The 26,516-nt window shown below is 59.6% G+C and carries 28 protein-coding genes; 19 read left to right on the top strand and 9 right to left on the bottom strand.

Annotation, left to right across the window (positions count from 1 at the left end):
• Positions 1-28: 28 nt before the first annotated feature.
• The 4 genes from JAO82_RS02110 to leuC are packed head-to-tail and all read right to left on the bottom strand — an operon-like array spanning position 29 to position 3,756.
• Positions 29-1,135 (bottom strand): endonuclease/exonuclease/phosphatase family protein, encoded by a 1,107-nt coding sequence (locus JAO82_RS02110; RefSeq protein WP_198684671.1) that lies wholly within the window; start codon positions 1,133-1,135, stop codon positions 29-31.
• Positions 1,136-1,156: 21 nt separating this feature from the next.
• Complete coding sequence (leuD, locus tag JAO82_RS02105) at positions 1,157-1,762, bottom strand: 3-isopropylmalate dehydratase small subunit (RefSeq protein WP_198684670.1); 606 nt, start codon at positions 1,760-1,762, stop codon at positions 1,157-1,159.
• 35 nt (positions 1,763-1,797) lie between these two features.
• On the bottom strand, positions 1,798-2,328 hold the full coding sequence (locus tag JAO82_RS02100) for an HdeD family acid-resistance protein (RefSeq protein WP_198684669.1): 531 nt from the start codon (positions 2,326-2,328) through the stop codon (positions 1,798-1,800).
• A gap of 24 nt (positions 2,329-2,352) precedes the next feature.
• Positions 2,353-3,756, bottom strand: a complete 1,404-nt coding sequence (leuC, locus tag JAO82_RS02095; protein WP_198684668.1) for a 3-isopropylmalate dehydratase large subunit — start codon at positions 3,754-3,756, stop codon at positions 2,353-2,355.
• A gap of 230 nt (positions 3,757-3,986) precedes the next feature.
• On the opposite strand from leuC, the gene JAO82_RS02090 reads away from it, so the two are divergent.
• The 4 genes from JAO82_RS02090 (at position 3,987) to JAO82_RS02075 (ending at position 7,020) form a co-directional block, all read left to right on the top strand.
• Positions 3,987-5,342, top strand: a complete 1,356-nt coding sequence (locus JAO82_RS02090) for a mechanosensitive ion channel family protein (RefSeq protein WP_198684667.1) — start codon at positions 3,987-3,989, stop codon at positions 5,340-5,342.
• Positions 5,343-5,518: 176 nt separating this feature from the next.
• Complete coding sequence (rsfS, locus tag JAO82_RS02085; protein ID WP_332872460.1) at positions 5,519-5,878, top strand: ribosome silencing factor; 360 nt, start codon at positions 5,519-5,521, stop codon at positions 5,876-5,878.
• Positions 5,879-5,918: 40 nt separating this feature from the next.
• Positions 5,919-6,389, top strand: coding sequence for a 23S rRNA (pseudouridine(1915)-N(3))-methyltransferase RlmH (gene rlmH, locus JAO82_RS02080; protein ID WP_198684807.1), 471 nt, complete (start codon positions 5,919-5,921; stop codon positions 6,387-6,389).
• Between the two features lie 172 nt (positions 6,390-6,561).
• On the top strand, positions 6,562-7,020 hold the full coding sequence (locus JAO82_RS02075; RefSeq protein ID WP_198684666.1) for an Hsp20 family protein: 459 nt from the start codon (positions 6,562-6,564) through the stop codon (positions 7,018-7,020).
• A 117-nt stretch (positions 7,021-7,137) separates the two neighbouring features.
• Here the strand turns inward: JAO82_RS02075 and JAO82_RS02070 are convergent, their stop codons facing one another.
• Entirely contained in the window at positions 7,138-8,613 is a 1,476-nt protein-coding gene (locus JAO82_RS02070; RefSeq protein WP_198684665.1) for an NAD-dependent succinate-semialdehyde dehydrogenase, read from the bottom strand.
• 348 nt (positions 8,614-8,961) lie between these two features.
• Here JAO82_RS02070 and JAO82_RS02065 point away from each other — a divergent pair, with 348 nt between their 5' ends.
• Together JAO82_RS02065 and mnmH are read left to right on the top strand one after the other, a co-directional pair.
• Complete coding sequence (locus tag JAO82_RS02065) at positions 8,962-9,723, top strand: NAD kinase (RefSeq protein ID WP_198684664.1); 762 nt, start codon at positions 8,962-8,964, stop codon at positions 9,721-9,723.
• A gap of 113 nt (positions 9,724-9,836) precedes the next feature.
• Complete coding sequence (gene mnmH, locus JAO82_RS02060) at positions 9,837-10,901, top strand: tRNA 2-selenouridine(34) synthase MnmH (protein ID WP_198684663.1); 1,065 nt, start codon at positions 9,837-9,839, stop codon at positions 10,899-10,901.
• Here mnmH and selD read toward each other — a convergent pair.
• Entirely contained in the window at positions 10,882-13,044 is a 2,163-nt protein-coding gene (gene selD / locus JAO82_RS02055; protein ID WP_198684662.1) for a selenide, water dikinase SelD, read from the bottom strand. The genes mnmH and selD overlap by 20 nt on opposite strands.
• 127 nt (positions 13,045-13,171) lie before the next feature.
• Here selD and JAO82_RS02050 point away from each other — a divergent pair, with 127 nt between their 5' ends.
• From JAO82_RS02050 to JAO82_RS01990, 13 genes are all read left to right on the top strand, one after another.
• On the top strand, positions 13,172-13,648 hold the full coding sequence (locus JAO82_RS02050; RefSeq protein WP_198684661.1) for a DUF302 domain-containing protein: 477 nt from the start codon (positions 13,172-13,174) through the stop codon (positions 13,646-13,648).
• A 310-nt stretch (positions 13,649-13,958) separates the two neighbouring features.
• Positions 13,959-16,817: a monovalent cation/H+ antiporter subunit A gene (locus tag JAO82_RS02045; RefSeq protein WP_198684660.1), complete on the top strand. Its 2,859-nt coding sequence runs from the start codon at positions 13,959-13,961 to the stop codon at positions 16,815-16,817.
• Between the two features lies 1 nt (position 16,818).
• Complete coding sequence (locus JAO82_RS02040) at positions 16,819-17,163, top strand: Na+/H+ antiporter subunit C (protein WP_198684659.1); 345 nt, start codon at positions 16,819-16,821, stop codon at positions 17,161-17,163.
• Positions 17,160-18,719 carry a monovalent cation/H+ antiporter subunit D gene (locus JAO82_RS02035; protein ID WP_198684658.1) on the top strand — a complete coding sequence of 520 codons (1,560 nt, stop codon included), beginning with the start codon at positions 17,160-17,162 and terminating at the stop codon, positions 18,717-18,719. Before JAO82_RS02040 ends, JAO82_RS02035 begins: the two co-directional genes overlap by 4 nt.
• Positions 18,716-19,213 carry a Na+/H+ antiporter subunit E gene (locus JAO82_RS02030; protein WP_198684657.1) on the top strand — a complete coding sequence of 166 codons (498 nt, stop codon included), beginning with the start codon at positions 18,716-18,718 and terminating at the stop codon, positions 19,211-19,213. Before JAO82_RS02035 ends, JAO82_RS02030 begins: the two co-directional genes overlap by 4 nt.
• The gene (locus tag JAO82_RS02025; protein WP_232897171.1) at positions 19,210-19,482 is read left to right on the top strand and encodes a K+/H+ antiporter subunit F; all 273 of its coding nucleotides are present in this window, start codon (positions 19,210-19,212) and stop codon (positions 19,480-19,482) included. The genes JAO82_RS02030 and JAO82_RS02025 overlap by 4 nt, the downstream gene beginning before the upstream one ends.
• 7 nt (positions 19,483-19,489) lie before the next feature.
• Positions 19,490-19,882, top strand: coding sequence for a Na+/H+ antiporter subunit G (locus tag JAO82_RS02020; RefSeq protein WP_198684805.1), 393 nt, complete (start codon positions 19,490-19,492; stop codon positions 19,880-19,882).
• Positions 19,883-20,117: 235 nt separating this feature from the next.
• Positions 20,118-20,756, top strand: coding sequence for an ATP-dependent Clp protease proteolytic subunit (locus JAO82_RS02015; protein ID WP_198684656.1), 639 nt, complete (start codon positions 20,118-20,120; stop codon positions 20,754-20,756).
• A gap of 139 nt (positions 20,757-20,895) precedes the next feature.
• Complete coding sequence (gene clpX, locus JAO82_RS02010; RefSeq protein ID WP_198684655.1) at positions 20,896-22,164, top strand: ATP-dependent Clp protease ATP-binding subunit ClpX; 1,269 nt, start codon at positions 20,896-20,898, stop codon at positions 22,162-22,164.
• A 72-nt stretch (positions 22,165-22,236) separates the two neighbouring features.
• Positions 22,237-22,611 (top strand): RidA family protein, encoded by a 375-nt coding sequence (locus JAO82_RS02005; protein ID WP_198684654.1) that lies wholly within the window; start codon positions 22,237-22,239, stop codon positions 22,609-22,611.
• Positions 22,612-22,687: 76 nt separating this feature from the next.
• Positions 22,688-23,071 carry an NADH:ubiquinone oxidoreductase subunit NDUFA12 gene (locus tag JAO82_RS02000; protein ID WP_198684653.1) on the top strand — a complete coding sequence of 128 codons (384 nt, stop codon included), beginning with the start codon at positions 22,688-22,690 and terminating at the stop codon, positions 23,069-23,071.
• 78 nt (positions 23,072-23,149) lie between these two features.
• Positions 23,150-23,602, top strand: coding sequence for an outer membrane lipid asymmetry maintenance protein MlaD (mlaD, locus tag JAO82_RS01995; RefSeq protein ID WP_198684652.1), 453 nt, complete (start codon positions 23,150-23,152; stop codon positions 23,600-23,602).
• Positions 23,602-23,967, top strand: a complete 366-nt coding sequence (locus JAO82_RS01990; protein ID WP_198684651.1) for a DUF2155 domain-containing protein — start codon at positions 23,602-23,604, stop codon at positions 23,965-23,967. Before mlaD ends, JAO82_RS01990 begins: the two co-directional genes overlap by 1 nt.
• Here JAO82_RS01990 and aat read toward each other — a convergent pair.
• From aat to accB, 3 genes are read right to left on the bottom strand one after another with little or no spacing between them, the layout of a single operon-like run.
• Positions 23,931-24,563, bottom strand: coding sequence for a leucyl/phenylalanyl-tRNA--protein transferase (aat, locus tag JAO82_RS01985; protein WP_198684650.1), 633 nt, complete (start codon positions 24,561-24,563; stop codon positions 23,931-23,933). The genes JAO82_RS01990 and aat overlap by 37 nt on opposite strands.
• 15 nt (positions 24,564-24,578) lie before the next feature.
• A complete protein-coding gene (gene accC, locus JAO82_RS01980; protein WP_198684649.1) occupies positions 24,579-25,931 on the bottom strand; it encodes an acetyl-CoA carboxylase biotin carboxylase subunit in 1,353 nt (450 codons plus the stop codon).
• 9 nt (positions 25,932-25,940) lie between these two features.
• On the bottom strand, positions 25,941-26,426 hold the full coding sequence (gene accB / locus JAO82_RS01975; RefSeq protein WP_198684648.1) for an acetyl-CoA carboxylase biotin carboxyl carrier protein: 486 nt from the start codon (positions 26,424-26,426) through the stop codon (positions 25,941-25,943).
• Between the last annotated feature and the right edge of the window lie 90 nt (positions 26,427-26,516).

Here is a 26,516-nt window from a genome sequence, read left to right as displayed (position 1 = left end):
GCTCTCCTTGGGGATTGTTTGCGTTGGCCTAGCGCGGTGGCGCGGGGCGGTCAATATCCAGTGCCAGATCAACCCAGACCAGACGGTGGCGACTGGCAGCGAGCGCAATGTCATGGCCGGGTTCGCCAGGTGCGGGCCAGAACACCCCGGCATCCCTCACCCGCCAATCGCTGCTGGGCAGGACATAATCCACCCGCAGTCGCCCGACTTTGGGCCAGTCCACCGTGTCCAGCGCATTCGGTCCGCGATGGCCCTGATCTGCGGCCAGTGCCGCCCCTATGCTGGCAGGCGCGGGGTCTTTCAGGCGCGGATCGGCGAGCAAGCGGCGAATGGCGTCGCGCTGCCCGTCGCTGTCGAAGGGGTCGAGGTTCGCACCGCCCGCCAGGACCACGTTTTCCGGCACCGGCCCCAGCGCGCCGTCCAGCAGCGCCTGCCACAGCAGGATTTCATCGTGGTTGCGGCGCTGGTTTCGTTTTTCGGGGCCATCAAAGACCGGCGGGCTGGCGTAGAACGTCAACAAAGTCAGATCGCGCGGGCCGGGCAGGGCGATGGGAACCACCCAATGCGCCGTATAGGACAGCCTTTGCACCGCCTGCGCTGCCGCCGAGGGGAAGGGGCTGCCATCGGCATGGAGGGGCAGCAGCGCGCCGGGCAAATCGCGCCATAACAGGGGCGAAAGGTCACGGATTTCACCGGTGCGGATCGGATAGCGCGACAGCACCGCCATGCCCTTCTGCCCGGTGAAATTGCCATAACCCTGAGCATCGCCGGGGCCGCCAAGCCGCCCGTCGCCGTCAAGGTCCAGATCGCTGGCCAGCCCGCTATTGGGCTGGGCGGTGAAGCGATGGGGATAGTCGACCCCGGCATCCCTGAGCACGGCGGCCAGCGCGGCCAGCGCGGCCCCGTCGTGGTCCCAGTCGATGCTTTGCAGCGCCAGAATGTCAGGCGCGGTGTGGGCAATCACCCCAACCACGGCGGCAATCTGATCGTCCTTGCCGTTTGTTATATCGCGCAGCAGCAGCCCCGGCCCGTCGCGCCCCAGAGCCGCGTTGAAGCTGGCGACGCGAATGGTTTGTGCGCCGAGCGGAACCGGCAGCAGCGCGATCAGCAACATGGCACGGAGCAGGGCGAACATGCGATTAGCCGGATGCAGGCTTTAGACCCAGGGACGCTCCACCGCATTGCGGGATTCGTAGCTTTGAATCGACGCCTGTTTCTCAAGGGTCAGCGCGATGTCATCAAGCCCTTCCAGCAAGCAGTGCTTCTTGAATGCGTCCACTTCAAACGGGAAGGAGTCGCCGTCGGATGTGGTGATGGTCTGGGCCTCAAGATCGACCGTGATGCGGGCGTTTTCGCCCTTTTCGGCGTCATTCATCAGCACGTCCACCTGCTCTTGCGGCAGGGCGATGGGCAGGATGCCGTTTTTGAAACAGTTGTTGTGAAAGATGTCCGCAAAGCTGGGCGCGATGACGCAACGAATGCCAAAATCCTTGATCGCCCAAGGCGCGTGTTCGCGCGACGACCCGCAGCCGAAATTCTCGCCCGCGATCAGAATCTCGGCATTGCGGTACTGCGGTTTGTTGAGCACGAAATCGGGGATCTCGTTGCCATCGTCGTCATAGCGCATCTCGTCAAATAGATTGACGCCCAGCCCGGTGCGTTTGATCGTCTTCAGGAATTGCTTGGGGATGATCATGTCGGTGTCGATGTTGATCATCGGCATCGGGGCCGCAATCCCGGTGAGAGTGGTGAATTTTTCCATGTCTATATCTCCAGAAAATCCGCGTGCGCCGGCGACTATTTATGCAATATCCGGCCCAGAGTGCGGATAAAAAACGACAGCACGATTAGCCCCGCGCCATTTAGCAAAAGCTCCACGCCCAGCAGGATGCCCAGAAGCTGCGGGCCGACCGATGCGAAATTCGCTAGAATATATGCCGCCAGAAGAACCGAAAGCGCCCCCGAGATCAGCATCGGCCAGAAGAATGCCGTGCTGCGCATCCGCCATGAGAACACGATTCTGATGACGCCGCTGGCGGCCAGCAGGATCAGCACCAAAAGCGCCAGTGAAATCACGCCTTCAAGCGGGTTGAACAGGAATGACAGCCCCAAAAGCACCATCAGCGCGCCCAGCAGGATACTGAACACTTTGCTGCCCGTGCTTTCCGCGGCGAAGCCGCCCACGATCTGAAAGCCGCCGCTCAACACGAATAGCGCGCCGGTCAGCGTGGTCACCGCCAGTGATGCAAACGCAGCGTTGCCTAGCACGAAGACACTGAACACCACTGACACAAGGCCCAGCAAAAGCCATTTCACCCAATCTTTCATGTCCTCATCCCTTTCCGAGCCTGTTTAAATTAGATCCCGCACATCCGTGAGGTGTCCGGTGACCGCCGCAGCCGCCGCCATCGCGGGGCTGAGCAGGTGGGTGCGTCCACCCCGGCCCTGACGGCCCTCGAAGTTACGGTTGGAGGTCGCCGCGCAGCGCTCACCCGGTGCCAACTGGTCGGGGTTCATCGCCAAACACATCGAACAGCCGGGCAGGCGCCACTCAAAGCCGGCCTCTGTGAAGATCTCGGCCAGACCCTCTTCCTCGGCCTGTGCGCGCACCAGACCGGAGCCGGGCACAACCATCGCGCGGATGCCTTCCTTGATTTTGCGCCCCTTCAGAATTGCGGCAGCAGCGCGTAAATCCTCGATCCGGCCATTGGTGCAGGAGCCGATGAAAACAGTGTCGATGGCAATTTCGCTCAGCGGGGTGCCGGGCTTCAGATCCATGTATTCCAAGCTGCGCCGTACAGCGTCTATCTTGCCGCCGGTGAAATCTTCGGGGGCTGGAATTGCAGCGGTGATTGGCAGAACATCCTCGGGCGAGGTGCCCCAGGTAACAACGGGGGCAATGTCTTCGCCGCGGATGGTCACAACTTTGTCCCAATGCGCGTCCTCGTCGGACGTCAGCGTCTTCCACCAGGCCAGCGCGGCTTCCCATTGTGCGCCCTTGGGGGCATGCGGGCGGCCCTTTACGTATTCATAGGTGGTCTCATCGGGCGCGATCAACCCGGCGCGCGCGCCGCCCTCGATCGCCATATTGCAGACGGTCATCCGCCCTTCCATCGACATTGATCGGATCGCCTCGCCGCAATATTCGATGACATGGCCTGTGCCGCCGGCGGTACCGATTTTGCCGATCACGGCCAAGGTGATGTCTTTGGCGGTGACACCCGGCGCAAGTTTACCGGTGATCTCGACCTTCATGTTTTTTGATTTTTTCTGAATCAACGTCTGCGTTGCCAGAACATGTTCAACTTCCGAGGTGCCGATGCCATGTGCCAGCGCGCCGAATGCGCCGTGGGTGGCGGTATGGCTGTCGCCGCATACGACAGTCATACCGGGCAGAGTCCAGCCCTGTTCGGGGCCGACGATATGCACGATGCCCTGCCGAATGTCCGACACGGGGTAGTAATGCAGCCCGAATTCGCGCGCATTGGTGTCCAGCGCCTCGACCTGAATGCGGCTTTCCTCGTTTTCTATAAAGATGTCGCGACCTTCGGTCGTTGGCACGTTGTGGTCGGGCACGGCGATGGTCTTGTCGGGCGCATGTACCTTGCGGTTGGCCATGCGCAGACCCTCGAAGGCTTGCGGGCTGGTCACCTCGTGGACAAGGTGGCGATCGATATAAAGCAAGGTGGTGCCGTCATCGGCTTCGTGCGTGACGTGGGCATCCCAGATCTTGTCGTAGAGCGTCTTGGGGGACATCGGTCCTCTCCCGTACTGGTGTGGAATGTGAAAACTGCGCGCGGGATCGCGGCGCGGCGCACTATCGGCAGGCCGTGACCGTCAGGGTCGCACCAAAAAAGCGCCATGGCAGGCGTTTACGGTCATCAATGTCGAAAACGCGGATCATGATACCGGCAATATAGCGCAGTGTCACATCGTGCAAGGGCAAGGCGATTGTGCGAACAGGCTGATAGCGCTAAATTCGGCTGATGGAAGATCAATTGATCGCAATTTCAGAGTGGGTACAGGCGCTTTGGGCCGAGGCACTTCTGGATGCAGGCAACCTGATCCTGCCATCGCGACTTTATCAGTTTGCAATACTGGCGGGCTGCATTCTGGCCGCTTGGGGGTTGAAACGCATATTCTCGCCCCGATTTCGCGACTGGATGCGCGCGCGTGACGCGTGGCCAAAATGGCAGTTGCGCGCTTTGCTGCATCTGGATCGTCGGCTGGGGTTGCTGTTTTTCGTGATCCTCACATGGACAGCGACCGGGATCATGGCCGAGCTCACGCCGTTTCCTTCAAGGCGATTCATTCTGACGTTGGCCGCCACGATTGCGACCGCCTGGCTGCTGGTCAGCGTTGCTGTGCGGCTGGTGCGCAATCGGTTCCTGCGGCAAGTTGTGACCTGGGGCTTGTGGATTTATGTCACGCTTTATTATCTTGGCGTTGCAGACGATGCCGGCACTTTTTTGGACAGTGTCGCAATCGAAATGGGCAAGTTTCGGCTGAGTCTTCTGGCGATTGTGAAGGCCGTGATCGTCATGGCGCTTTTGTTCACGGCGGTGCGGCTGTTCTCGGTTGCGGTCTCGGGGCGGATTCGCGACAACGAGGATATCTCGCCGACAATGCGTGTGCTGCTGGTCAAGATCATGCAGATCACACTTTACGGGGCGGCTTTCCTGATCGGGCTGCGGGTGGTTGGGCTTGACCTGACCGGGTTGGCGTTTCTGTCGGGGGCAATCGGCGTCGGGCTGGGGTTCGGGCTGCAAAAAGTGGTCTCGAACCTTGTCAGCGGGGTGATCATCCTGCTCGATAAGTCGATCAAGCCGGGCGATGTCATTAGCATCGGCGAGACTTTCGGCTGGATCAACGCCTTGGGCGGGCGGTATGTGTCAATCACCACGCGCGATGGCAAAGAGTACTTGATCCCGAACGAGGATCTGATCACCGGACAGGTGGTCAACTGGACCCATTCGAACGAATATGTGCGCCTCGATATCAATTTTGGCACTGCCTACGCAGATGATCCACATCAGGTGCGCGAAATCGCCATTGCGGCTGCGACCAGCGCCAAACGGGTGCTGAGCGTGCGCCCGCCGGTCTGTCATATTGTCGGCTTCGGTGACAGTTCGGTGGATTACGTCCTGCGCTTCTGGATCACAGATCCGAGCGCAGGGCTGACCAATGTTCGCGGAGATGTTTATCTGGCGCTGTGGGACGCGTTCAAGGACCACGGAATCAGCATTCCGTTTCCGCAGCGCGAGGTGCTAATGTTGGAGGGATCGACATTGGACGTCGCAGCAGATAGCGGCTTCGGGGGCGAGCCCACCGACGCTGGATAAGCGGTATTTTGGGCAAATAAGCGCACCGCAAGCGGGGCAATTGAAAATGGTCGGCGCAGTTGCTATTTTTACGGTATCCCCAGCGTCGGGGTTTGTGGGCGCACATAAAGGAGGAAACTATCCTGACATCCCAGACAGAAGCGGCTGTGACCGCTGTCCATCGGGCAGGTTCCGTTGTGGATCAGCCCCAGCCAAGTAGCGAAGTGCTGCTGGATCATATCCTGACATCTCTTGCCGACGATAAGGCCGAAGATATCGTGCAGATTGACCTGCGCGGAAAGACGGCAATCGGTGACTTCATGGTGATCGCCTCGGGGCGCTCGACGCGGCAAGTTTCAGCTATGGCTGACAAACTGGTCGAGCGGCTGAAACGTGATTTCGGACGTGTCGCGCGAATCGAGGGCAAGGATACGGGCGATTGGGTGTTGATCGATACCGGCGATGTCATCGTTCATATCTTCCGCCCGGAAGTGCGCGAGTTCTATCAGTTGGAAAAGATGTGGTTGCCCGCCGAAGGCGACGGCAAGAACAACTGAAGCCGCCCTTCCATAACGGCTCACGCGGTGCGCCGCGGTGATGCGCGTCTCTATCTGCGCGGTCGGGCGGTTGCGCGCCGGGCCGCACAAAGAGTTGATTGACGACTATCTCGCTCGCTATCAGCGCACCGGCCGCCCACTTGGCCTTGGCCCGGCACAGGTGATTGAGGTCGAGGATCGAAAAGGTGGGGGCATAGCGGCTGAGACCGCTTTGATCCGACGTGCGCTGCCGCCGGGGGCACCGACCTGTATTCTGGACGAGCGCGGCAAGCGGCTTGATTCACCCGGTTTCGCGCAGCAATTGGCCAAGTGGCGCGATCAGGGCCGCGCAGATGTGGCGTTGATCATTGGCGGGGCTGACGGCATCGATCCGGCCCTGCGGAAAGAAGCCGATTTCAGCCTTTCATTGGGTGCGATGGTCTGGCCGCATATGCTGGTGCGGGTGATGCTGGCTGAACAGCTTTACCGTGCCGCAACGATTTTGGCGGGGGGGCCTTATCATCGAAACTGAGCTTGGGCGGCCGATTTTTCGATGGTCCTCAAATCTCCCCAATGGGGCTTGAAATCCATACTGGGCTGACCAAATAAGTCGTGCGAACCGCCTGAATGGGGTTCGCAATGAACCGCCCGTCCGGTGATCGGAGGGCAAGAGTCGTAAATCGCTCAGTATGAGGATAACGAAAATGCGTACATTTGATTTCACCCCGCTGCATCGTGCAACCGTCGGCTTTGACCAGATTGCCGACATGCTGGATCGGGTCATGACCAGCGAGGTCAGCCAGCCCGGCTATCCGCCTTACAACATCGAGAAGACCGCCGATGATGACTACCGCATCTCGATCGCGGTCGCCGGCTTCGATGAAAGCGACCTGTTTGTCGAGGTGAAGGAGGGCAATCTCATTGTCTCGGCGCGCAAGGCCGAAGAGGATGGTGATCGCACCTATTTGCACCGCGGCATCGCCACCCGCGCGTTCGAGCGCCGCTTCCAACTGGCCGATCATATTGAGGTCACCGGTGCCAGCCATGTGAACGGGATGCTGCATATCGATCTCAAGCGCGAGGTGCCCGAAGCGCTGAAGCCGCGGCGGATTGAGATTACTAACGGTGCCGCCAAGGCGATTGAGGGCAAGCCCGTCAATTAAGCGGTTTTTTCCTGACAAGGTCCAAGAAAGCCCGGCATCGACCGGGCTTTTATATATGGGGGCGCTGCCCCCATGCCCCCGAGGTATTTCCGACCAGAAAGAAGCAGGGCGGGGCGTTCAGACTGCCATGCAGATATATTTCATTTCTAAGAACTCCTCGATGCCGTGATGGCTGCCTTCGCGACCCAGACCCGATTGCTTGATGCCGCCAAAAGGGGCGACTTCGGTGCTGATAATGCCCGTGTTAACCCCGACGATGCCGTATTCCAGTGCCTCGGCGACCTTGTAGACGCGGCTGAGATCTTTGGCGTAGAAATAAGAGGCGAGGCCGAAGATCGTGTCATTGGCAAGCGCGATCACCTCGTCTTCGTCGGTGAAGCGGAATAGCGGGGCGAGGGGGCCGAAGGTTTCCTCGGTGGCAAATGCCATATCTTTGGTCGCGCCGGTGATGATGGTGGGGGTAATGAAATTGCCGGGCATGTCGTGCACTTCGCCGCCCAGAATGACCGCGCCGCCCTTGGATTTGGCATCGGCGATATGTTCACGCACCTTTTCGACCGCATCGGTATTGATCAGGGGGCCAAGATCCATGCCCGATTTCAGCCCGTCGCCAATCTTCAGTTCCTTGACGCGCGCCGTCAGCTTTTCAGCGAAAGCATCATAGACACCATCCTGCACATAGATCCGGTTGGCGCAGACGCAGGTCTGGCCGTTATTGCGGAACTTACACAGGATCGCGCCCTCGACGGCTTTGTCCAGATCGGCGTCGTCAAACACGATGAACGGCGCGTTACCGCCCAGCTCCATCGAGCATTTCTTGACCTGACCGGCGGCCTGTTCCAGCAGGATACGTCCGACGGTGGTGCTGCCCGTGAAGGTCAGTTTGCGCACCAGCGGATTTTCACAGAATTCTTTGCCGATCGCGCTGGCGCTGGAAGAGGTTACCACATTGAAAACGCCCGCCGGAATGCCCGCGCGATCCGCCAAAACCCCCATTGCCAGCGCCGATAGCGGAGTCTCCCCCGCCGGGCGGGCGACAAAGGCGCAGCCGGCGGCCAGGGCCGGGGCGGCCTTGCGGGTAATCATGGCGTTCGGGAAGTTCCACGGTGTGATCGAGGCGGCGACGCCGACCGGCTGCTTGATCACGGTAATCCGCTTGTCGCGCTGGTGACCGGGGATGGTTTCGCCATAGATGCGCTTGGCCTCTTCGCCAAAAAATTCAATAAATGCCGCGCCGTAGGCGATTTCACCCTTCGCCTCGGACAGGGGTTTGCCCTGTTCTGCGGTCAGGATGGTGGCAAGATCTTCCTGATGCAGCATCATCAGATCGAACCATTTACGCAGCACGGCGGCGCGCTCCTTGCCGGTCCAGCGGGCCCATTCTTTTTGCGCTGTTTCGGCCTGGGCGATGGCATTGGCGACCTGCGCCCGGCTGAGGTCGGCAACCTGCGCGATCACATCGCCGCGGGCGGGGTTGGTGACGTCAAATCTGCCATTGTCACCGTCGACCCATTGGCCGTCGATATAGGCGCTGGTTGCCAGTAGATCGGGGTCGTCCAGAAGCGATTCCAGATCGGTCGTTGCATCGGTCATGCGGTGCCCCCTTGATGTGTCTGTCTATGTCGAAAATGATGCAAGGTTTGTCCGGGTCAAGCAAGGACCGGTGGCTGTTTCGGGCCGTCCCTTCGGCGAAGTGCTTGTAAAGCGACAGACGGGAGGCCGCATGCTCTGGCTTGCACTGATTGATTTCCCGGATAGGGCGGAGCTTGTCGCATCCGAGGACCCATTGACGGGTATGCGATTGTCGGGTTTATCAACCTTAATACCCCGACAGCGATAGCCGTGGAGAGCAAGGATAGCCGCGGTCGGTCGGCGGGCTGGCATCGCCACGGCAAGTGTGGTTGTTAGGGGGTCCGAGTTCCAGCACCGGAAAGCTTTGATATGACTCTGAAGATTGCCTTTCTTTCCAGCGAGGCGCCGGTGGCACAAACGGCGCGAGCAACGCTTATCGGGCGCTATGGCGACACCGCGCCGGAGCAGGCCGATGTGATTGTTGCGCTGGGCGGAGATGGTTTCATGTTGCGTACGCTTCATGCCACCCAGGAGCTGCCGGCACCGGTCTACGGGATGAACCGTGGCACGATCGGGTTCCTGATGAACGAGTACAGCGAGAGCGATCTGATGGAGCGGTTGCACGCTGCCGAGAAAACCGAGATTAACCCGCTGTCGATGCGCGCCAGTGACCGCTCCGGCAAGGTGCATAGGGCGCTGGCGATAAACGAGGTTTCGATTTTGCGTGCTGGGCCGCAAGCCGCCAAGCTGCGAATAACGGTCGATGGTCGGTTGCGGCTGGCAGAATTATCCTGTGACGGGGCGTTGCTTGCGACACCGGCGGGGTCGACGGCTTATAACTATTCGGCGCATGGGCCGATTCTGCCGATCGGTTCGGATGTTCTCGCCCTGACCGCAATTGCCGCATTCCGTCCGCGCCGCTGGCGAGGGGCATTGCTGCCCAAAACCGCGCATGTGCGGTTTGATGTTCTGGAAGCCAATAAACGCCCAGTGGTCGCCGATGCGGATTCGTTTCAGGTAGATGATGTCGAGTGGGTCGAAGTCCGCTCGGAGCCGACGGTCAGCCATTGTATGTTGTTTGACCCAGGTCACGGGCTGGAAGAACGCTTGATTTCCGAGCAGTTCAACTGATTGCGCGCGTCTGTCGCTTGGCTGACGCGCCGCCGCGCTTGGGCAACAGCCCAAGCCATTTGCACTAATTCATATGATGGACGCGAAGACCGTCGCGCGTTAAACGAAAGCGTATGAAACAGGAGTTTCCTACGCTCGCGGCACTTTTGCATCATGGTTTCGATGCTGTGATTGATGTGCGCAGCTCCGCCGAATACGCAGAAGACCATTTGCCCGGCGCGATCAATCTGCCGGTTTTGAGCAATGAAGAACGCGCCCGTGTCGGCACAATCTATAAACAACAAAGCCCGTTTCTGGCGCGCAAAATCGGTGGCGCGCTGGTATTTCGCAACGCGGCCGACCATATCGAAACCACGCTGCATGGCTATGACGGTGGCTGGCGTCCATTGGTTTATTGTTGGCGCGGCGGGCAGCGCTCGGGCGCGTTTGCGTGGATGCTGGAACAGATCGGCTGGCGCGCTGGGCTGCTCAGCGGCGGTTACCGCACCTATCGCCGTTTGGTGAAGGCATATCTTTACGATACGGTGTTACCGCATCGATTCATTGCGCTGGATGGCTATACCGGCACTGCCAAGACAACGCTGTTGCACCTTCTTGAGGCGCGGGGGGTGCAGATGATCGACCTGGAAGGGCTCGCCAATCATCGTGGCTCGCTTTTGGGGGCCTATGAGGGCGGTCAGCCCAGTCAGAAGGGTTTGGAGACGAAACTGGCGCTGGCACTGTCGGCGCTTGACCCTGCAAGGCCGGTTCTGATTGAGGCGGAATCGAACAGGATCGGCGCGCGGTTCATTCCGCCCAGCCTGTGGAATGCGATGAAATCTGCGCCCCGTATCCAGATTTCGGCGCCGATCAAGGCCCGCGCGGCGTTTCTGGTGCAGGAATATGATGACATCCTGTCAGATGCGCCGCGCCTCAAGGCCAAGCTGGATCGGCTGCGCCCCTATCGCGGACACGCGGTGGTGGATGAATGGTTCACGCTGATCGACGCCGGTGAGCGCCGCGCTTTGACCCGCGCCTTGATGGAGCAGCATTACGATCCGTCGTATGCGAAGTCCTGCCACAAGGGCGCGCAATTCTTGGCCCGGATCGAGGCGGATCATCTGGATGCAGCAGGGCTGGAAACCGCTGCGGCCCAGATCGAGGGCTTGCTAACGCAGGTCAATCCGGGTCAAGCGTGATCCGAGGCGGTCCATCGGTAAGAAACCCGACCCGTGCAGCGTCATGGCCCAGATCGCGCAGCGCCGCGACCAATATGTCGGCCTGATTGGGTGCAACGGCCGCCAGCAATCCGCCAGCGGTTTGTGGATCGAACAGCAGGTCTGCCCGGCCGCCTTCGGGCAGATCAGGGGTCAATGCGCGGTTCTGCGGGAACAGGGTCGAGCGGATGCCGGCACCCGCTAATTCTGGCGCACCTGCCAGCAATGGGATTGCATCCAGTTGCAGATGCGCGGCCAGACCGGAGGCTTCGCAGATGCCCAGCAGGTGACCGGCCAGCCCGAAACCGGTCACATCCGTCATAGCATGTGCATCAGCCAGTACTTGCGCGGCGTCAGCCTGGGGCCGGGTCATGTGCGCCAGCGCTGCCGCAATCCAGCGTCCCTTGGATTGACCCGCCATTTCGGCAGCCATCAGGACACCGGTGCCGAGCGGTTTCGTCAGAATCAGCGCGTCGCCAGCCTGCGCCCCGGCCAATGTGATCGGATCGCGGTCGCACAGGCCGGTGATGGTGAAGCCGATGGTCAGTTCATCGCCCATGGTTGTGTGGCCACCGACGATTTCGGCTCCGGCTGCGCGCAAGGTCTGATGGGCGGTCGCGGTGATCTCGGACAGGGTGCGCCGTTGTAGATCGGGCGACAGGCGCGGCAGGATGATGGTGGCAGTCGCCGCCTGCGGTGTGCCACCCATTGCCCAGATATCCCCCAAGGCGTGGATCGCGGCAATGCGGGTCATCACCACCGGATCGTTGGAAAATGCGCGCAGATGGTCCGAGGTTAATACCATCCTTGCGCCGCCAACATGCAGCAACGCCGCATCATCGCCGGGCAGAGGGGTTATGTCTTCGCGCAGCGTCCCCGCATGTGGTGCCAAGGCATCCCGCAGCGCGGCGCGCCCGACCTTGGCCCCACAGCCGCCGCATAGAGGCTGGTCGCCCAAGGTTTCGCGCAGGCCAATCGTGTGCAACGCCGGAAGCTCCGAAGCAGGCATCTGGGGCAGGTTGCGGAATTTCTCGATGAATTTCCGGTCGATGCGATCCTTCCAGCGCCACATCAACGGGCCGCTCAGGGTTAAGCCAAAGCGCTGCGCCACAGCGGCTTTGCGGCCCATCGACATCAGTTTGAGATAGTCCGCTTGCGGGCGATAGCGGCGCAATCTGCGGTCAGTCAGGCTGGCGACGATATTGTGATATAAAACCGGTGCCTGACGCACCGCATAGACGCCAGCCTTGGGACGGGGCGTCGCGCGCATATGGGCGCAATCACCGACCGCGAACACGGCAGGGTCCGAGCTTCGCAGCCGGTCATCCACGCAGATGAATCCCTCATGCAGGTCCAGCCCGCTTTGTGCGATCCATGGAAAGGCGAATGCGCTCGCTGTACCGGTGGTGAAACGCGACGGGATGCGGCGACCATCGGCCAGTTCGATATGGTCGGAGGCTACCTGTGCGATTGCGGCATTTTCGATCAGGTCGATGTTCAGCTTTCGCATCTGCGACAACATCTGGTGACGTGCCCCTGCGGTCGCTTCCGAAAGGGCAGTCGCGTTGTCGATCAGGCTAACCTTACCGTGTTGCTGCTCGGATTGCAGCCGGTAGGCCATCGCCACGGCCAATTCCGCGCCCGCAACACCCGCGCCGATCACAACCGCATCGCCGCCGCCCTGCGCGACAAAGGCGCTCCAGCTTGCGGCGAATGGGCCAAGCGGTTTGGCTGGCACCCCGTGGTCGGCAAAACCCGGCAGGTCGGGCATGTCAGAGGTAATCCCCACATCCACCGAACACCGATCAAAGCTGACAGGCGGGTGTCCCTTTATCAGGACCACGCGCTGGGCAAGATCGATGTGATCCGCCGCGCCCAGAATGAGCCGCGCATCGGCAAATCGGGCCAGTCGGATCAGGTCGATCTCGAGTATATCGCGGTCATAATGGCCGGCGACATGTCCCGGCAGCATCCCGGAATAGGCGGCAGTCGGGCCGGGGTTGATCAACGTCAGCCGCGCACCGGGCAGGGGGCGCATTCCCCAACGGCGCAGCACCAGCGCATGGGTATGTCCGCCGCCGATCAACACGACATCATGGGTGAAAGGCAAGGGCGCGCGATGCATGGTTACAGTTCTATCCGCTTTCGATGCCGGCGCAAACGATACACGTATGACGCAAACGTGACTGTCTAGCCGGCGCAAATATGTCAGGTTTTCTCATCCGTCAATTTGATCAAGGAAAGGAAAGAAGATGAAAATCACACGACTTGGTCTTGTACTGGGCCTGCTGATTCCAACAGGTTTCGCCATGGCCGATGCGATAGAAGAGCGAGAGGGCTGGGTCGTGCGGCCCACCGAGAAAACCTATTCCGAACTGGTGGAGGCGGTGAAAGGGGCCACCCATGCCAACCAGATGGGTGTGGTGACCGAGGCCGGTCCGACGCAGGCGGCAGCAGGTCGCGGCATCACGATCCCCGGCAACCGAGTTATCGGTGTCTTCAATAATGATTTCGCGGTGAAGATTTTGAATCTCTCCACCGCTGCCATGATCGAAGCTCCGATACGGATCTATATCACCGAAAACCCGGATGAAACTGCCACCCTGTCCTATAAGTCACCCAGCCATGTTTTGGGCCCCTATCTGGACGAAGGCGGCCAGCCGCTTGCCGATCTGGCTGCGGCGCTGGATGACAAGTTCGGCCAAATTGCCGATGCAGCGGTGAAATGATGCGGCGGCGACATGGCCGCGCTCGGGGACGCGTTGCGCCATTGATCGCGTTTCTATTCGCAGCCGAAGATCCGACTTCGGTGGCCTCCAGAACCTTTTAGAACGCAGAGCGAATCACAGTCTGCAGATTTTCCCAGATTTCAGGCGGCCGCATGGCATTTGGTATACCAAAACGGAAAGCAAGAGGCTGAAACTGTCGATTTTCTGTGGAAAACCGGCGAAACCTTGCGTTCTAGGGCTGGACTAACTTCAAAAATTCCGTACCCAAGGCAGCACTTCGGTCCGAGGAGGAGACTCAGGAGATGCCGCATTGTCCCTGTTCCTGATTGCTGCGCTGCCATTTCTGGGAGCAATGCTCCCAGCGATCTTAATCCGAGCCGGGCGTAATGCCTCGGCCTCGGCGACGGGCTCGGTCACCTTGCTCGCGCTGATCGGGTTGTTGGTTCATGTCCCGGATGTGTTGGCCGGACGACCGGTTTCTGCCCGCATTGACTGGCTACCGAGCCTAGGGCTGAACGCGAATTTCTATCTCGACGGGCTGGGGCTATTGTTTGCTAGTCTGATCTTGGGGATCGGGCTGCTGATCATCATCTATGCGCGGTTCTATCTGTCGCGGCAGGATCCGATGGGGCAGTTTTATGCCTATCTACTGCTGTTCCAGGGCGCGATGGTGGGCATCGTCCTGTCCGATAATATTCTGCTTCTGCTGGTGTTCTGGGAGCTGACCTCGCTCTCGTCTTTCCTTTTGATCGGCTATTGGCGTCACTTGCCCGAAGGGCGGCAGGGGGCGCGCATGGCGCTTGCGGTCACCGCCGGTGGCGGGCTGGCGATGATCGGGGGCATGCTGATATTGGGCAATATCGCGGGCAGCTATGACCTGAGCGTAATCCTGACGCAAAAGGCCGCGATTCAGGACAGCCCGCTTTATCTGACCGCATTAATTTTGATCTTGCTGGGCTGCTTCACCAAATCGGCCCAGTTCCCGTTCCACTTCTGGTTGCCCCACGCGATGGCCGCACCGACGCCGGTGTCGGCCTATCTGCACAGTGCCACGATGGTGAAGGCGGGGTTGTTCCTGATGGCCCGGATGTGGCCGGTCTTGGCCGGGACCGATGCATGGTTTTACATTGTTGCCTCTACCGGACTTGTGACCATGGTGCTGGGCGCGGTGATTGCCTTGTTCAAGGATGACCTAAAGGCGCTATTGGCCTTTTCGACGGTCAGCCATTTGGGGCTGATCACCATGCTGCTGGGCATTGGCACGCCGCTGGCGGCAGTGGTGGCCGTGTTTCACATCATCAACCATGCGACCTTCAAGGCCGCTTTGTTCATGACTGCCGGGATCATCGACCATTCGGTGCATACCCGCGACATTCGCAGTTTGGGTGGCCTGCGCCGCCTGATGCCGGTGACATTCGTATTGGCAACGCTGGCGGCGCTATCGATGGCGGGTGTACCGCCCCTGAACGGGTTTCTAAGCAAGGAAATGATGCTGGAAGAGGTTGCGCATACCCATTGGATTACCTCGCCCTGGCTGCTGATGGCGGTGGTGACCTTTGGGGCACTGTTCTCGGCGGCCTATTCCTTCCGCTACATCGCGCATGTGTTTCTTGGGCCGGTGCGGCGCGATTATCCGATCAAGCCACACGACCCGAATTTCGGCATGTGGGTCTCGCCCGCCATTCTGGTCGTTTTGGTTGTGGCGATCGGTCTGTTTCCGATGGCAATTGCCGGTGATCTGGTTGCGGTCGCGGCGGGAGCTGTGACCGGGCAGGCGCTGCCTCCCTATGAGTTGAAGTTGTGGCATGGGGTCAGTCCGGCCCTGTTCATGTCGATCATCGCGCTGGGCGGTGGGGTTATCCTGCTGGCGCTCTATGCACCGGTCAACCGTCTGTGGCTGGCGGCGCGCCGGCCCGAGGCCAAGGCCATCTACGATGCCGGTATCGCCGCAATAGAGCGTTTTAGCCGCTGGCTCACCGACCTCCTGCACGATGGTGCGCTCAGCCGCTACGGCGCGATTTTCACGGTCTCTATTCTTGCATTGGCCGTTTGGGCGTGGACAACCGGCGTCGTCGGGCCGCAAACCCGCCCGGCGCTGGAGCCCGGGCCGATCGCCTATGTCGGCTGGGTCGCGTTGGTCGCGTCAGCCCTGAGTGTCGCGGTGTTTCATCACAACCGGCTGCTGATGCTGGTTCTGATCGGGGTCTCGGGGCTGATGGTGGCAATGACGTTCAACTATCTCTCGGCCCCCGATCTGGCGTTGACGCAGATCTCGGTCGAAGTGGTGACGATCATCCTGATGCTGCTGGCACTGAATTTTATGCCACAGGAAAGCCCGCGCGAAAGCAGCTTTGGCCGCCGGGCGCGTGACATCACCATATCGGTGGGCTCCGGGCTGGGCATGGGTGGGTTGATCTATGCCATCATGACGCGCGGGTTCGCGCAGCCGTCGATCTCGGAGTATCATCTGGCCAATGCCAAGACCGGCGGCGGCGGAACCAATGTGGTCAATGTCATCCTGGTCGATTTCCGGGGCTTTGACACATTTGGTGAAATCATCGTTCTGGGGATTGCAGCGATCGTCATCTATGCGATCACGGAATCGATTCTTGGTTCCAGCGTGCGGGCGCGTCTGCTGAACCGGGTGCCCAACCGCCCGCTGGCTGGTGATGCGCATCCCATGATCATGGTGGTGATCACCCGGGTGATGATGCCGCTGGCGTTGATCGTGGCCGCCTATATCTTTTTCCGCGGTCACAACGATCCGGGCGGCGGATTCATCGCCGGGCTGATCGCCGCTATTGCCATCATCATGCAATATATGGCCAGCGGATTTGGCTGGGCGGCCGAGCGGCAGCGGCTCCCTTATCATGCAATCATCGGCTCGGGCGTATTGATCGCGGCGCTGACCGGGGTCGGGGCGTGGTTCAATCAGATGCCATTCCTGACCAGCGCGTTCGGCTATGTGCATCTGTCGGGGCTTGAGCCTTTCGAACTGGCCACAGCAGCCCTGTTTGATCTGGGCGTGTTCCTTGCGGTGGTGGGGGCCGTGCTTCTGGCGCTGGAAAGCCTGTCGCGTTATGCGTGGCAGCCCAACACGGTCAGTGAGTATCCGATGGACATAAACCCCGCCCGCGAGGTGGGCGAAACACGGGGCAAGGAGGCCTGACATGGAATTACTGCTGGCTTCGGCCGTGGGCATTCTGACAGCTTGCGGCATCTATCTGGTGCTGCGTCAGCGCACCTTCCCGGTCATTATCGGGGTGTCGCTGCTGACCTATGCGGTCAATATTTTCCTGTTTGCCTCTGGTCGAGTGGTCATGAACATGCCGCCGGTCCTGAGCGACTCGGCGCAAGGCTATACCGACCCGCTGCCGCAGGCGCTGGTACTGACAGCCATCGTGATCTCGTTCGGGATGACGGCGGTGGTCGTGATGATCGCGCTCAGCGCCTATCTGTCGGCCCGCACTGACCGCATCGACATGGATGACGAAGCCGAAGGGAGCGCAAAATGACGCATTGGATCGTTTTGCCGGTTGTCCTTCCGGCGGTTATGGCCGCATTCATGATCATGGTGATCCGTCACCATCTTGATCTGCAACGTATCTTTTCAATCATTGCCACGGCGGCGCTTGTCATTATCGCGGGCGGGTTGCTGAACCATGCGGCAACCGGTGATGTGCTGGTGTACGAGCTGGGCGACTGGCCGGCGCCTTTCGGGATCGTGCTCGTGCTGGACCGTTTGTCGGCAATGATGGTCATGCTGACCTCGGTGCTGGCACTTGCGGTTCTGGTCTATGCAGTGGGCACCGGATGGGACAGCCGCGGGCGACATTTCCATGCCCTGTTCCAGTTTCAGTTGATGGGCATTCTGGGCGCGTTCCTGACCGGTGACGCCTTTAACCTCTTCGTGTTCTTCGAGGTGCTGCTGATCGCCTCTTATGGGTTGATGATCCACGGCGGCGGGTCCACGCGGCTGCGCGCCGGCATTCAATATGTGGTCTATAACCTGCTTGGTTCGACCTTGTTCCTGTTCGCGCTTGGCACGCTTTATGCGGTGACCGGGACGCTGAATATGGCCGATATGGCCGAGCGGGTGGCGGCGCTGCCGCTTGAGGATACCGCGCTGATCCGGGTCGGGGCGGCGCTGCTTCTGGTGGTCTTCGCAGTCAAGGCAGCGGTGTTGCCGTTCCATTTCTGGCTGCCAGCCAGCTATGCGAATGCTCCCGGCCCGGTGGCCGCATTGTTCGCGATCATGACCAAGGTGGGGGCTTATTCCATCCTGCGCATGTTCACGTTGGTTTTTGGCCCCGATCAAGCGGCCAGTGCCGGCTTGCAGAGCTGGTTGTTGCCGGCGGCGTTGGTAACCTTGGCAATCGGGATGGTCGGTATCCTTGGCTCGCGTCAGCTGAGCCGGCTGACCGCCTTTGCGGTGATTGCCTCGATGGGCACGCTGTTGGTCGCAATTTCGCTGTTTACGCCGGAGTCAAGCGCAGCTGCGCTATATTATATCGCGCACTCGACCTTTGCCACCGCGCTGATGTTCCTGATTGCGGATATGGTGATTGCCCGGCGCGGCGACGAGATTGCCGTGCATCGTCCGATGCCACAGGGGGGATGGATTGCGGCCCTGTTCTTTGTCGGCGCCATCGCGCTGGTCGGGATGCCGCCGCTGTCGGGGTTCCTGGGCAAACTTCTGGTGCTGGACGCGGTGCGCGGAGCGCCAAGCACGGTCGCGATCTGGACGGTAATTCTGGCCACGTCGCTGATCGGGATCGTCGGCTTCGCCCGTTCTGGCAGTATCCTGTTCTGGAAATGTCATGACCCCGGCATCGTCACCCCGCCGGCCGATGAAGACGAACTCCCGGACCCGATCGAGCTTGCGCGGGCCGAACGTGCCATGCGCGCGCCATCGCCGATGGCGTTCAGCGCGGCCTTTGCACTGCTGGGCCTGATCGTGGTGCTGACCGTCCTGTCCGGCCCGATGATGGCTTATGCGACGGCAACCGTTGACCAGCTTTACGCGCCCACTGACTATATCGACGCCGTGTTGAGGAGGACTGCACCATGAAAGTTGTCCATCGGTTGTTTCCCCATCCGGTTCTGACGGTTTTCTTGACGTTAGTCTGGCTGCTGCTGGTCAATCGCTTTTCGCTGAACTCGCTGCTGTTTGGGCTGATGCTGGGGGTCCTTATTCCATTCGTCACCAGCCCCTACTGGCCCAATCGGACTCGCCTGCGCAATCCGCTGATGATCGTGGAATACGTGCTGGTGGTCCTGTGGGACATCATCGTCGCCAATGTCGTCGTGGCGCGGTTGGTCCTGTTTCGCCGCAATCAGGACATGCAGCCCAATTGGGTGACGGTGCCGCTGGAATTGCGCAACCCGTCAGCGATCACCGTTCTGGCGGGCACGATCACCATGACGCCCGGCACGCTGACCGCCGATGTGTCCAGCAAAGGTCACAGCCTGCTGGTGCATTGTCTTGACGCCGCCGACCCGGATGCTGTCCGGGATGAGATCAAGCAACGTTACGAGCGCCGTTTGCTGGAGATATTCGAATGATTTTGACCTATGCAATCTATTTCAATTTCGCCTGTTTTGGCGCTGCGCTCCTGATGACGCTCGCCAAGGTGGTCAGCGCTCAGGATATCGGCGACCGGATTCTGGCGCTCGACACCATGGTGATCAACGTGATTGCGTTGCTGGTGCTGTACGGGTTGATGGCGGGAACGGCGGTTTATTTCGAGGCATCGATGATCATTGCCATGTTGGGCTTTGTGTCGACTGTCGCTTATGCGCGCTTCATCCTGCGCGGCAATATCATCGAGTGAGGGCATGATGGAACTGATCGTCGAAATCGTCATCGCGTTCTTCTTGGTGGTCAGCGGGATCTTCGGCTTTACCGGCTCTTACGGGCTGATCAAGCTCGGCGATCCGATGTCGCGCCTGCACGCGCCAACCAAGGCCACGACATTGGGCGTGGGGGGTCTTCTGCTGGCGGCAATGGCAAGCATCTATGTCTTTTATGAACATGTGTCGCTGCATGAATTGTTGATCACGCTGTTCCTGTTTCTGGCCGCCCCGGTGACCGCGCATTTCATTGCCAAATCGCACATCCACCGCCATGAAAATGCCGAGGATTTGCCTGATCCCGGAGACGACCCGGACTGGGCGGTGCTGCATCATGATCCCGAAGACGTACATCGCCCATCGCATGGGCCCGAGGACTGATCGGCCATATTTCAAGATCGCGCGCCTATAGGCGGGGCGCTGCGATTGCCTCAGCGCGGCAGTGTGCGTCGAGACGAAAAAAAGAAATAATGCAATTTCGGAGTGCCTTAGCTTTGTGGAATCGCGGCAATGATCTGCAGACAGCCCCTTGCAGCCCCGCTATGCCACTACTAAGACTCTGGAAGCGCTTTGTCGGGTATGGTCCCGATCCATCCAAAACAGCAGGCGGAATTACATGTTCGATCCGATTGACACCTACATGAATACCCTCGTCCCCATGGTGGTTGAACAAACCAGCCGGGGGGAGCGGGCCTATGACATCTTTTCCCGCCTTCTGAAGGAGCGGATTGTCTTCATTAACGGCCCGATTCACGACGGTATGTGCCATCTGGTCATCGCGCAGCTGCTGCATCTTGAGGCTGAGAATCCGACCAAAGAAATCAGCCTTTACATCAACTCACCCGGTGGGGTCGTGACCTCGGGCCTGTCGATCTATGACACGATGCAGTATATCAAGCCTAAGGTCAGCACACTGTGCATCGGACAGGCCGCTTCGATGGGATCGCTGCTGCTGGCCGGCGGAGCGTCAGGAATGCGCTTTTCGCTGCCCAACAGCCGGATCATGGTTCACCAGCCCTCGGGCGGCTATCAAGGGCAGGCCAGCGATATCATGATTCACGCCACCGAGACGCAAAAGCTGCGGGATCGGCTGTATGACATCTATGTGAAGCATACTGGCCAGACCAAGAAAGCCGTCGAAAAAGCACTGGACCGCGACAATTTCATGTCGCCGGAAGAGGCCAAGGATTGGGGCCATATCGACGAAATCGTGGAAAACCGCGGCAAGCATGAGGACATTGCGCCCGACGCGTGATGCGCTTCTGCGTGCTTTGTACTCCGCCAATTTCCGATTGTGATGCCCCCACCGCTGGCCTAGACTAGCAGTGACATGGTGCCGAAACGCTCCGCACCGGCGGGGCGACCTCGAAAAATCGAAGCCCGAAAGGTTAATCATGGCAACGAACTCAGGCGGCGACAGCAAGAACACGCTGTATTGCAGTTTTTGCGGCAAGAGCCAGCACGAGGTGCGCAAGCTGATTGCCGGACCGACCGTTTTCATCTGTGATGAATGCGTCGAACTTTGCATGGACATCATCCGCGAGGAAACCAAATCCTCCGAGTTGAAAACGACCGATGGTGTACCGTCGCCCAAGGATATCTGCGACGTGCTGGACGATTATGTGATCGGACAGGCGATGGCCAAGCGGGTGCTGTCGGTTGCGGTGCACAACCATTACAAACGGTTGAACCATTCGCAGAAGGCCGGAAGCGATATCGAACTGGCGAAATCAAACATCCTGCTGATCGGACCCACCGGTTGCGGCAAGACGTTGCTGGCGCAGACGCTGGCCCGCATTCTTGACGTGCCCTTTACCATGGCCGACGCCACCACACTGACCGAGGCCGGTTATGTTGGCGAAGACGTCGAAAACATTATTCTCAAGCTGTTGCAGGCCAGCGAATACAACGTTGAACGGGCACAGCGCGGCATTGTCTATATCGATGAAGTCGACAAGATCACCCGTAAGTCAGAAAATCCCAGCATCACCCGTGACGTGTCGGGCGAAGGGGTGCAGCAGGCGTTACTCAAGCTGATGGAAGGCACGGTCGCCAGCGTTCCCCCGCAGGGCGGGCGTAAACACCCGCAGCAGGAATTCCTGCAGGTGGATACGACCAATATCCTGTTCATTTGCGGCGGTGCGTTCGCCGGGCTGGACAAGATCATCGCGCAGCGCGGCAAAGGCAGCGCTATGGGTTTTGGTGCCGACGTGCGCGAAAATGATGATCGGGGTATTGGCGAGATTTTCCGCGATCTCGAGCCGGAGGATTTGCTGAAATTTGGGTTGATCCCCGAATTTGTCGGCCGTCTGCCGGTTCTGGCGACATTGGAAGATCTGGATGCGGATGCGCTGATCACCATCCTGACGCAGCCTAAAAATGCGCTGGTCAAGCAGTATCAGCGCTTGTTCGAGCTGGAAGAGACCGAGCTGCATTTCACCGACGATGCGCTCAGTGCCATCGCCGAGCGGGCGATCAAGCGCAAGACAGGCGCGCGAGGATTGCGGTCAATTCTCGAAGACATCCTTTTGGATACGATGTTCGAACTTCCGGGTCTGGACAGCGTGACCAAGGTGGTGGTCAACGAAGAAGCGGTGACTTCCGAAGCTGGACCACTGATGATCCACGCGGAGGAACAAAAAGGCTCCGCGTCAGCAGGGTAAATTGACCTTACGTGAACGGTTTTAAAGGGGCGGGCAATTATCCCGCCCTTTTTGTGATCAAGGAAACAAAGCATGACGATAGAACGTATTTCCTCGGGCGGTGAATTCGAAGCCAAGATCGGCTATTGCCGCGCGGTAGTGGCGGGTGGCTGGGTCCATGTTTCGGGCACTGTCGGGCAGGGTGAAACCGCGACCGAGCAGTGTCGCTCGGCCCTGTCGGTAATTGGTACTGCGCTGGAAAAGGCGGGTGCCGGATTCGCCGATGTGGTGCGAGTCAGCTATATCCTGCCCGATAGCGCAGATTTCGAAGCTTGCTGGCCGATCTTGGTTGAAACCTTTGGGGCGAACCCACCAGCGATGACAATGTTCGAAAGCAAACTCATCGACCCGAAATACCTGATCGAAATCGAGGTAACTGCACTGTTGCCGCAGAATAGCGCATCCTGACGTCACAAGCGTGCTTGTCTCTGGACCTTGGCGTCCGGATCAGTCATATCAAGTGCGAGATCAGCCGGAGGCATTCATGGGTATCGTGAACGTAATTCTACGCGCTTTTACATGGTGGAACGGGCAGACCCTGAACACGCAGCTTTTCACCTGGCGCAAGGGCGAAAAGGTGGGCGAGGATGCGCAGGGCAACAAGTTCTATCGCAACGCAGACAACAGCAGGCGCTGGGTCATTTTTAACGGCGAGATTGAGGCGAGCCGGATCAGCCCCGAATGGCACGGCTGGCTGCACCATACGTGGGATGAACCGCCAAGCGAACAGCCGCTGGTCCACAAGCCTTGGGAAAAACCTCATCTGGAGAATCGAAGCGGAACGCCACTGGCCTATGCGCCTATTGGCTCGATTCGCCGCCCCGATCCGGCTCCACGCAGCGATTACGAGGCATGGAGCCCGGAGTAAATCCGCCCTTATGCGCAATTCATTCCGAAAGCCGCTTCTTATTTTTCGGATCGCGCCTTGACCGCCCGGAGCGCCCCCATGTCGCATAACACCACCGAGATATTAGTCGGCGGTGCGGTATTGGCCGCCGCAATCGCCTTTGCCGTCTATGCTGGTCAGGCGACCGGGCTCTCTGGCGGCAGTGACACCTATCCGTTGCGCGCCAGTTTCCGCTCGCTCGAAGGGGTCGGAGTGGGCACGGATATTCGGCTGGCCGGGGTCAAGGTCGGCAATGTGACGGCTGTGACGCTGAACCCGGAAACCTATCGCGCCGATACGGTCCTAGCGCTGCGTGAAGGCATCCAGATTCCCGATGACAGTGCGGTTGTGGTGGCCTCCGAAGGCTTGTTGGGCGGGAACTATGTCGAGTTGTCTCCGGGTGGGTCGCCGTTTTATTTTGAACCGGGCGATGAGATCGCAGACACGCAAGGTGCCGTCAGCCTGATTTCACTATTGCTGAAATTCGTTTCTGGCAGCGGGAATGGCAATTGATGCGCTGGCTTGCGGCATTGATGCTGGCACTCGGACTGACCAGCGCAGCAGGCATGGCGCAGACCTCCGTTGATTCTGGTCTGGGGGCGGTGCTGCGGGGCTTGGACAAAGTGAATGGCGAAACCGTCGATGTCGAGATCCCATGGGGCGGCACACTCAATGTGTTCGGGCTGAGCGTCACTGTCCAAGATTGTCGTTATCCGCCGGAAAACCCGACGGGGGATGCCTTCGCGCTGCTGACCATTACGGACCGGGTCAGCGGCTATCAGGCATTCCACGGCTGGATGGTTGCCTCGTCCCCAGCGCTGAACGCGCTTGACCACAATCGTTACGATGTCTGGGTATTGCGCTGTATCACTTCCTGAGGCGATCCAATTGGTGGGCCGGTAAAGTCACCGGGAAGTGTGAGGGCCTGTTGCAGGCGGTAATGATATTGGGCCCGTGAGATCTCAATCGCGCCCAGACTTGCCAGATGGTCGGTAACGAACTGCGTATCGAACAGGGTGAACCCTCCCAGACGGAGCCGATCTACAAGCCAGGCCAGCGCCAGTTTGGAAGCGTCCGTGCGGCGCGAGAACATGCTTTCCCCGAAAAAGGCCGCCCCCATTGTGACCCCATAGACACCACCGACAAGCTCATCCTTTTCCCAGATTTCAAGAGAATGGGCGTGACCAGTCACGAAAAGCGCCTGATATAAAAGACGGATTTCCTGATTGATCCAAGTTTCTTCCCGATCCGCGCAACCATCCACAACGCCGGCAAAGTCGGTGTCAACGGTTACCGAGAAGCCCCCCCGGCGCATGCGCCGCATAAGGCTGCGAGAAATGTGAAACCGATCCAGCGGCATAACCCCCCGCCTCCGTGGGTCGACCCAGAAAACATCTGGGTCGTCACGGCGTTCGGCCATCGGGAAAATGCCGGACGAGTAGCCATGCAACAGCAGCTCGGGGGTTAGCTCCATGCCACTTCGCCGCGCCTATCCGGCGGCCAGATTGGTTTCCAGCCAATGTTCCAGCCAGTGGATGTTATAGTCGCCGCTTTGGACATCCGGCTCTTGCAGCAAGGCATGGAACAGCGGCACGGTGGTATCGACCCCATCCACGATCAGTTCGCCCAACGCTCGGCGTAACCGCGCCAGCGCTTCGGTTCGATCGCGGCCGTGCACGATCAGCTTGCCAATCAGGCTGTCGTAATAAGGTGGGATGGTATAGCCATCATAAAGCGCCGAATCCATGCGGACGCCCAAGCCGCCGGGGGCATGATATTGCGTGATACGTCCGGGACAGGGCGCAAAATTCGGCAGACGCTCGGCATTGATGCGCACTTCTATGGCATGGCCGTTAATGTGCAGATCATCCTGGGCCAAAGACATCGGCAACCCTGCCGCGACGCGGATCTGTTCGCGGACAAGATCGACCCCGTAGATCGCCTCGGTGATGGGGTGTTCGACTTGAAGGCGGGTGTTCATTTCGATGAAATAGAACTCGCCGTCTTCGTACAGAAACTCGATGGTGCCCGCGCCGATATACTTGATCTTGGCAATAGCATCAGCGCAGATCTTGCCGATACGCGCGCGTTCTTCCGTGGATATGGCGGGGCCGGGGGCCTCTTCAAAGACTTTCTGGTGACGTCTTTGCAGCGAACAATCGCGTTCGCCAAGGTGTATCGCCCCGCCGCGGCCGTCGCCAAACATCTGGATTTCGATATGTCGCGGTGCGCCAAGGTATTTTTCGATATATACTTCGTCATTTCCGAACACCGCTTTGGCCTCGGATCTGGCATTTTGAAATGCCGAAGCCATGTCAGCCGCGCTTTGCGCCACCTTCATGCCTTTGCCGCCGCCACCGGCAGTGGCCTTGATGATGACAGGATACCCGATTTCATCACCGATGCGCTGCGCTTCTTTCAGCGTCGCGACGCCGCCTTCGCTGCCCGGAACACAAGGCACGCCCAATTTGCGCATCGTATCCTTGGCGGTGATCTTGTCGCCCATGATGCGGATATGTTCGGCGGTGGGGCCGATGAAAGTTAGGCCGTGATCCTCGACGATCTGCACGAAATTCGCATTCTCGGACAGAAAACCATAACCGGGATGGATCGCTTGCGCGCCGCTGATTTCGCAGGCGGCCATGATTGCGGGAACCGAGAGATAGCTGGCGGACGCGGCGGCGGGGCCGATGCAGATCGACTCGTCCGCCATGCGCACGTGCATTGCATCGCTGTCCGCCGTGGAGTGGACCGCGACCGAGGCGATGCCCATTTCGCGGCATGCACGGATCACCCGTAGAGCGATTTCGCCACGATTGGCAATCAGGATCTTGTCAAACATGCGTCTGCCTTACTCGATGATGACCAGAGGCGTACCATATTCCACTGCCGCGCCATCCTCGACCAGAATGCGTTTGACCGTGCCGGCACGCGGAGCGGGTATGTGGTTCATGGTTTTCATCGCCTCGACAATCAGCAAGGTGTCGCCCTCGGCCACTGAGGTGCCGACGCTGACAAAGGCCGGTGCGCTCGGTTCAGGCTGCATATAGACGGTACCGACCATAGGCGATGTCACTGCGCCGGGATGTTGGGCGGGATCATCGACAGGCTCGGCTTCTGCCACCGCGACCGGGGCGGGCGACGCCGCACTGGGCGCCGGGATGCTGGCCTGTATCATCGCTGGCGCGGGCGCGGCGGCGCGGCTAACCCGAACGTTCAGGCTGTTATCATCGCCGTAATCGCGTTTGACCTGTAGTTCGGTCAGGTCATTTTCGCGCAGCAACTCGGCCAGCGCTTTGATGAAAGTCACGTCGTCTTCGTGATTTGGGTTCGTCATGAATATCCTCGGCCGGTTCAGCGTGGCCCGTTTTGCATCGGGGCGATCATATCTGCGGCTTATAGGGTATGGCGGTCCCGGTGAAAAGCG

This window comes from Pontibaca salina, from assembly GCF_016307205.1.
Classification (GTDB): domain Bacteria; phylum Pseudomonadota; class Alphaproteobacteria; order Rhodobacterales; family Rhodobacteraceae; genus Pontibaca; species Pontibaca salina.
Note: the sequence above shows the minus strand (reverse complement) of the source record. Positions and strands in the feature narration are given on the sequence as shown.

Coding starts and splice junctions, on each gene's coding strand:
- JAO82_RS02035 (WP_198684658.1), top strand. CDS start 17,160: ATGACGCATTGGATCGTTTTGCCGGTTGTCCTTCCGGCGGTTATGGCC.
- JAO82_RS02100 (WP_198684669.1), bottom strand. CDS start 2,328: ATGAAAGATTGGGTGAAATGGCTTTTGCTGGGCCTTGTGTCAGTGGTG.
- JAO82_RS01990 (WP_198684651.1), top strand. CDS start 23,602: ATGCGCTGGCTTGCGGCATTGATGCTGGCACTCGGACTGACCAGCGCA.
- leuC (WP_198684668.1), bottom strand. CDS start 3,756: ATGTCCCCCAAGACGCTCTACGACAAGATCTGGGATGCCCACGTCACG.
- JAO82_RS02070 (WP_198684665.1), bottom strand. CDS start 8,613: ATGACCGATGCAACGACCGATCTGGAATCGCTTCTGGACGACCCCGAT.
- mlaD (WP_198684652.1), top strand. CDS start 23,150: ATGTCGCATAACACCACCGAGATATTAGTCGGCGGTGCGGTATTGGCC.
- accB (WP_198684648.1), bottom strand. CDS start 26,426: ATGACGAACCCAAATCACGAAGACGACGTGACTTTCATCAAAGCGCTG.
- JAO82_RS02110 (WP_198684671.1), bottom strand. CDS start 1,135: ATGTTCGCCCTGCTCCGTGCCATGTTGCTGATCGCGCTGCTGCCGGTT.
- mnmH (WP_198684663.1), top strand. CDS start 9,837: ATGAAACAGGAGTTTCCTACGCTCGCGGCACTTTTGCATCATGGTTTC.
- JAO82_RS02040 (WP_198684659.1), top strand. CDS start 16,819: ATGGAATTACTGCTGGCTTCGGCCGTGGGCATTCTGACAGCTTGCGGC.
- JAO82_RS02020 (WP_198684805.1), top strand. CDS start 19,490: ATGGAACTGATCGTCGAAATCGTCATCGCGTTCTTCTTGGTGGTCAGC.
- accC (WP_198684649.1), bottom strand. CDS start 25,931: ATGTTTGACAAGATCCTGATTGCCAATCGTGGCGAAATCGCTCTACGG.
- JAO82_RS02005 (WP_198684654.1), top strand. CDS start 22,237: ATGACGATAGAACGTATTTCCTCGGGCGGTGAATTCGAAGCCAAGATC.
- JAO82_RS02030 (WP_198684657.1), top strand. CDS start 18,716: ATGAAAGTTGTCCATCGGTTGTTTCCCCATCCGGTTCTGACGGTTTTC.
- selD (WP_198684662.1), bottom strand. CDS start 13,044: ATGCATCGCGCGCCCTTGCCTTTCACCCATGATGTCGTGTTGATCGGC.
- leuD (WP_198684670.1), bottom strand. CDS start 1,762: ATGGAAAAATTCACCACTCTCACCGGGATTGCGGCCCCGATGCCGATG.
- JAO82_RS02000 (WP_198684653.1), top strand. CDS start 22,688: ATGGGTATCGTGAACGTAATTCTACGCGCTTTTACATGGTGGAACGGG.
- JAO82_RS02065 (WP_198684664.1), top strand. CDS start 8,962: ATGACTCTGAAGATTGCCTTTCTTTCCAGCGAGGCGCCGGTGGCACAA.
- JAO82_RS02015 (WP_198684656.1), top strand. CDS start 20,118: ATGTTCGATCCGATTGACACCTACATGAATACCCTCGTCCCCATGGTG.
- clpX (WP_198684655.1), top strand. CDS start 20,896: ATGGCAACGAACTCAGGCGGCGACAGCAAGAACACGCTGTATTGCAGT.
- rlmH (WP_198684807.1), top strand. CDS start 5,919: ATGCGCGTCTCTATCTGCGCGGTCGGGCGGTTGCGCGCCGGGCCGCAC.
- JAO82_RS02025 (WP_232897171.1), top strand. CDS start 19,210: ATGATTTTGACCTATGCAATCTATTTCAATTTCGCCTGTTTTGGCGCT.
- JAO82_RS02075 (WP_198684666.1), top strand. CDS start 6,562: ATGCGTACATTTGATTTCACCCCGCTGCATCGTGCAACCGTCGGCTTT.
- JAO82_RS02050 (WP_198684661.1), top strand. CDS start 13,172: ATGAAAATCACACGACTTGGTCTTGTACTGGGCCTGCTGATTCCAACA.
- aat (WP_198684650.1), bottom strand. CDS start 24,563: ATGGAGCTAACCCCCGAGCTGCTGTTGCATGGCTACTCGTCCGGCATT.
- JAO82_RS02090 (WP_198684667.1), top strand. CDS start 3,987: ATGGAAGATCAATTGATCGCAATTTCAGAGTGGGTACAGGCGCTTTGG.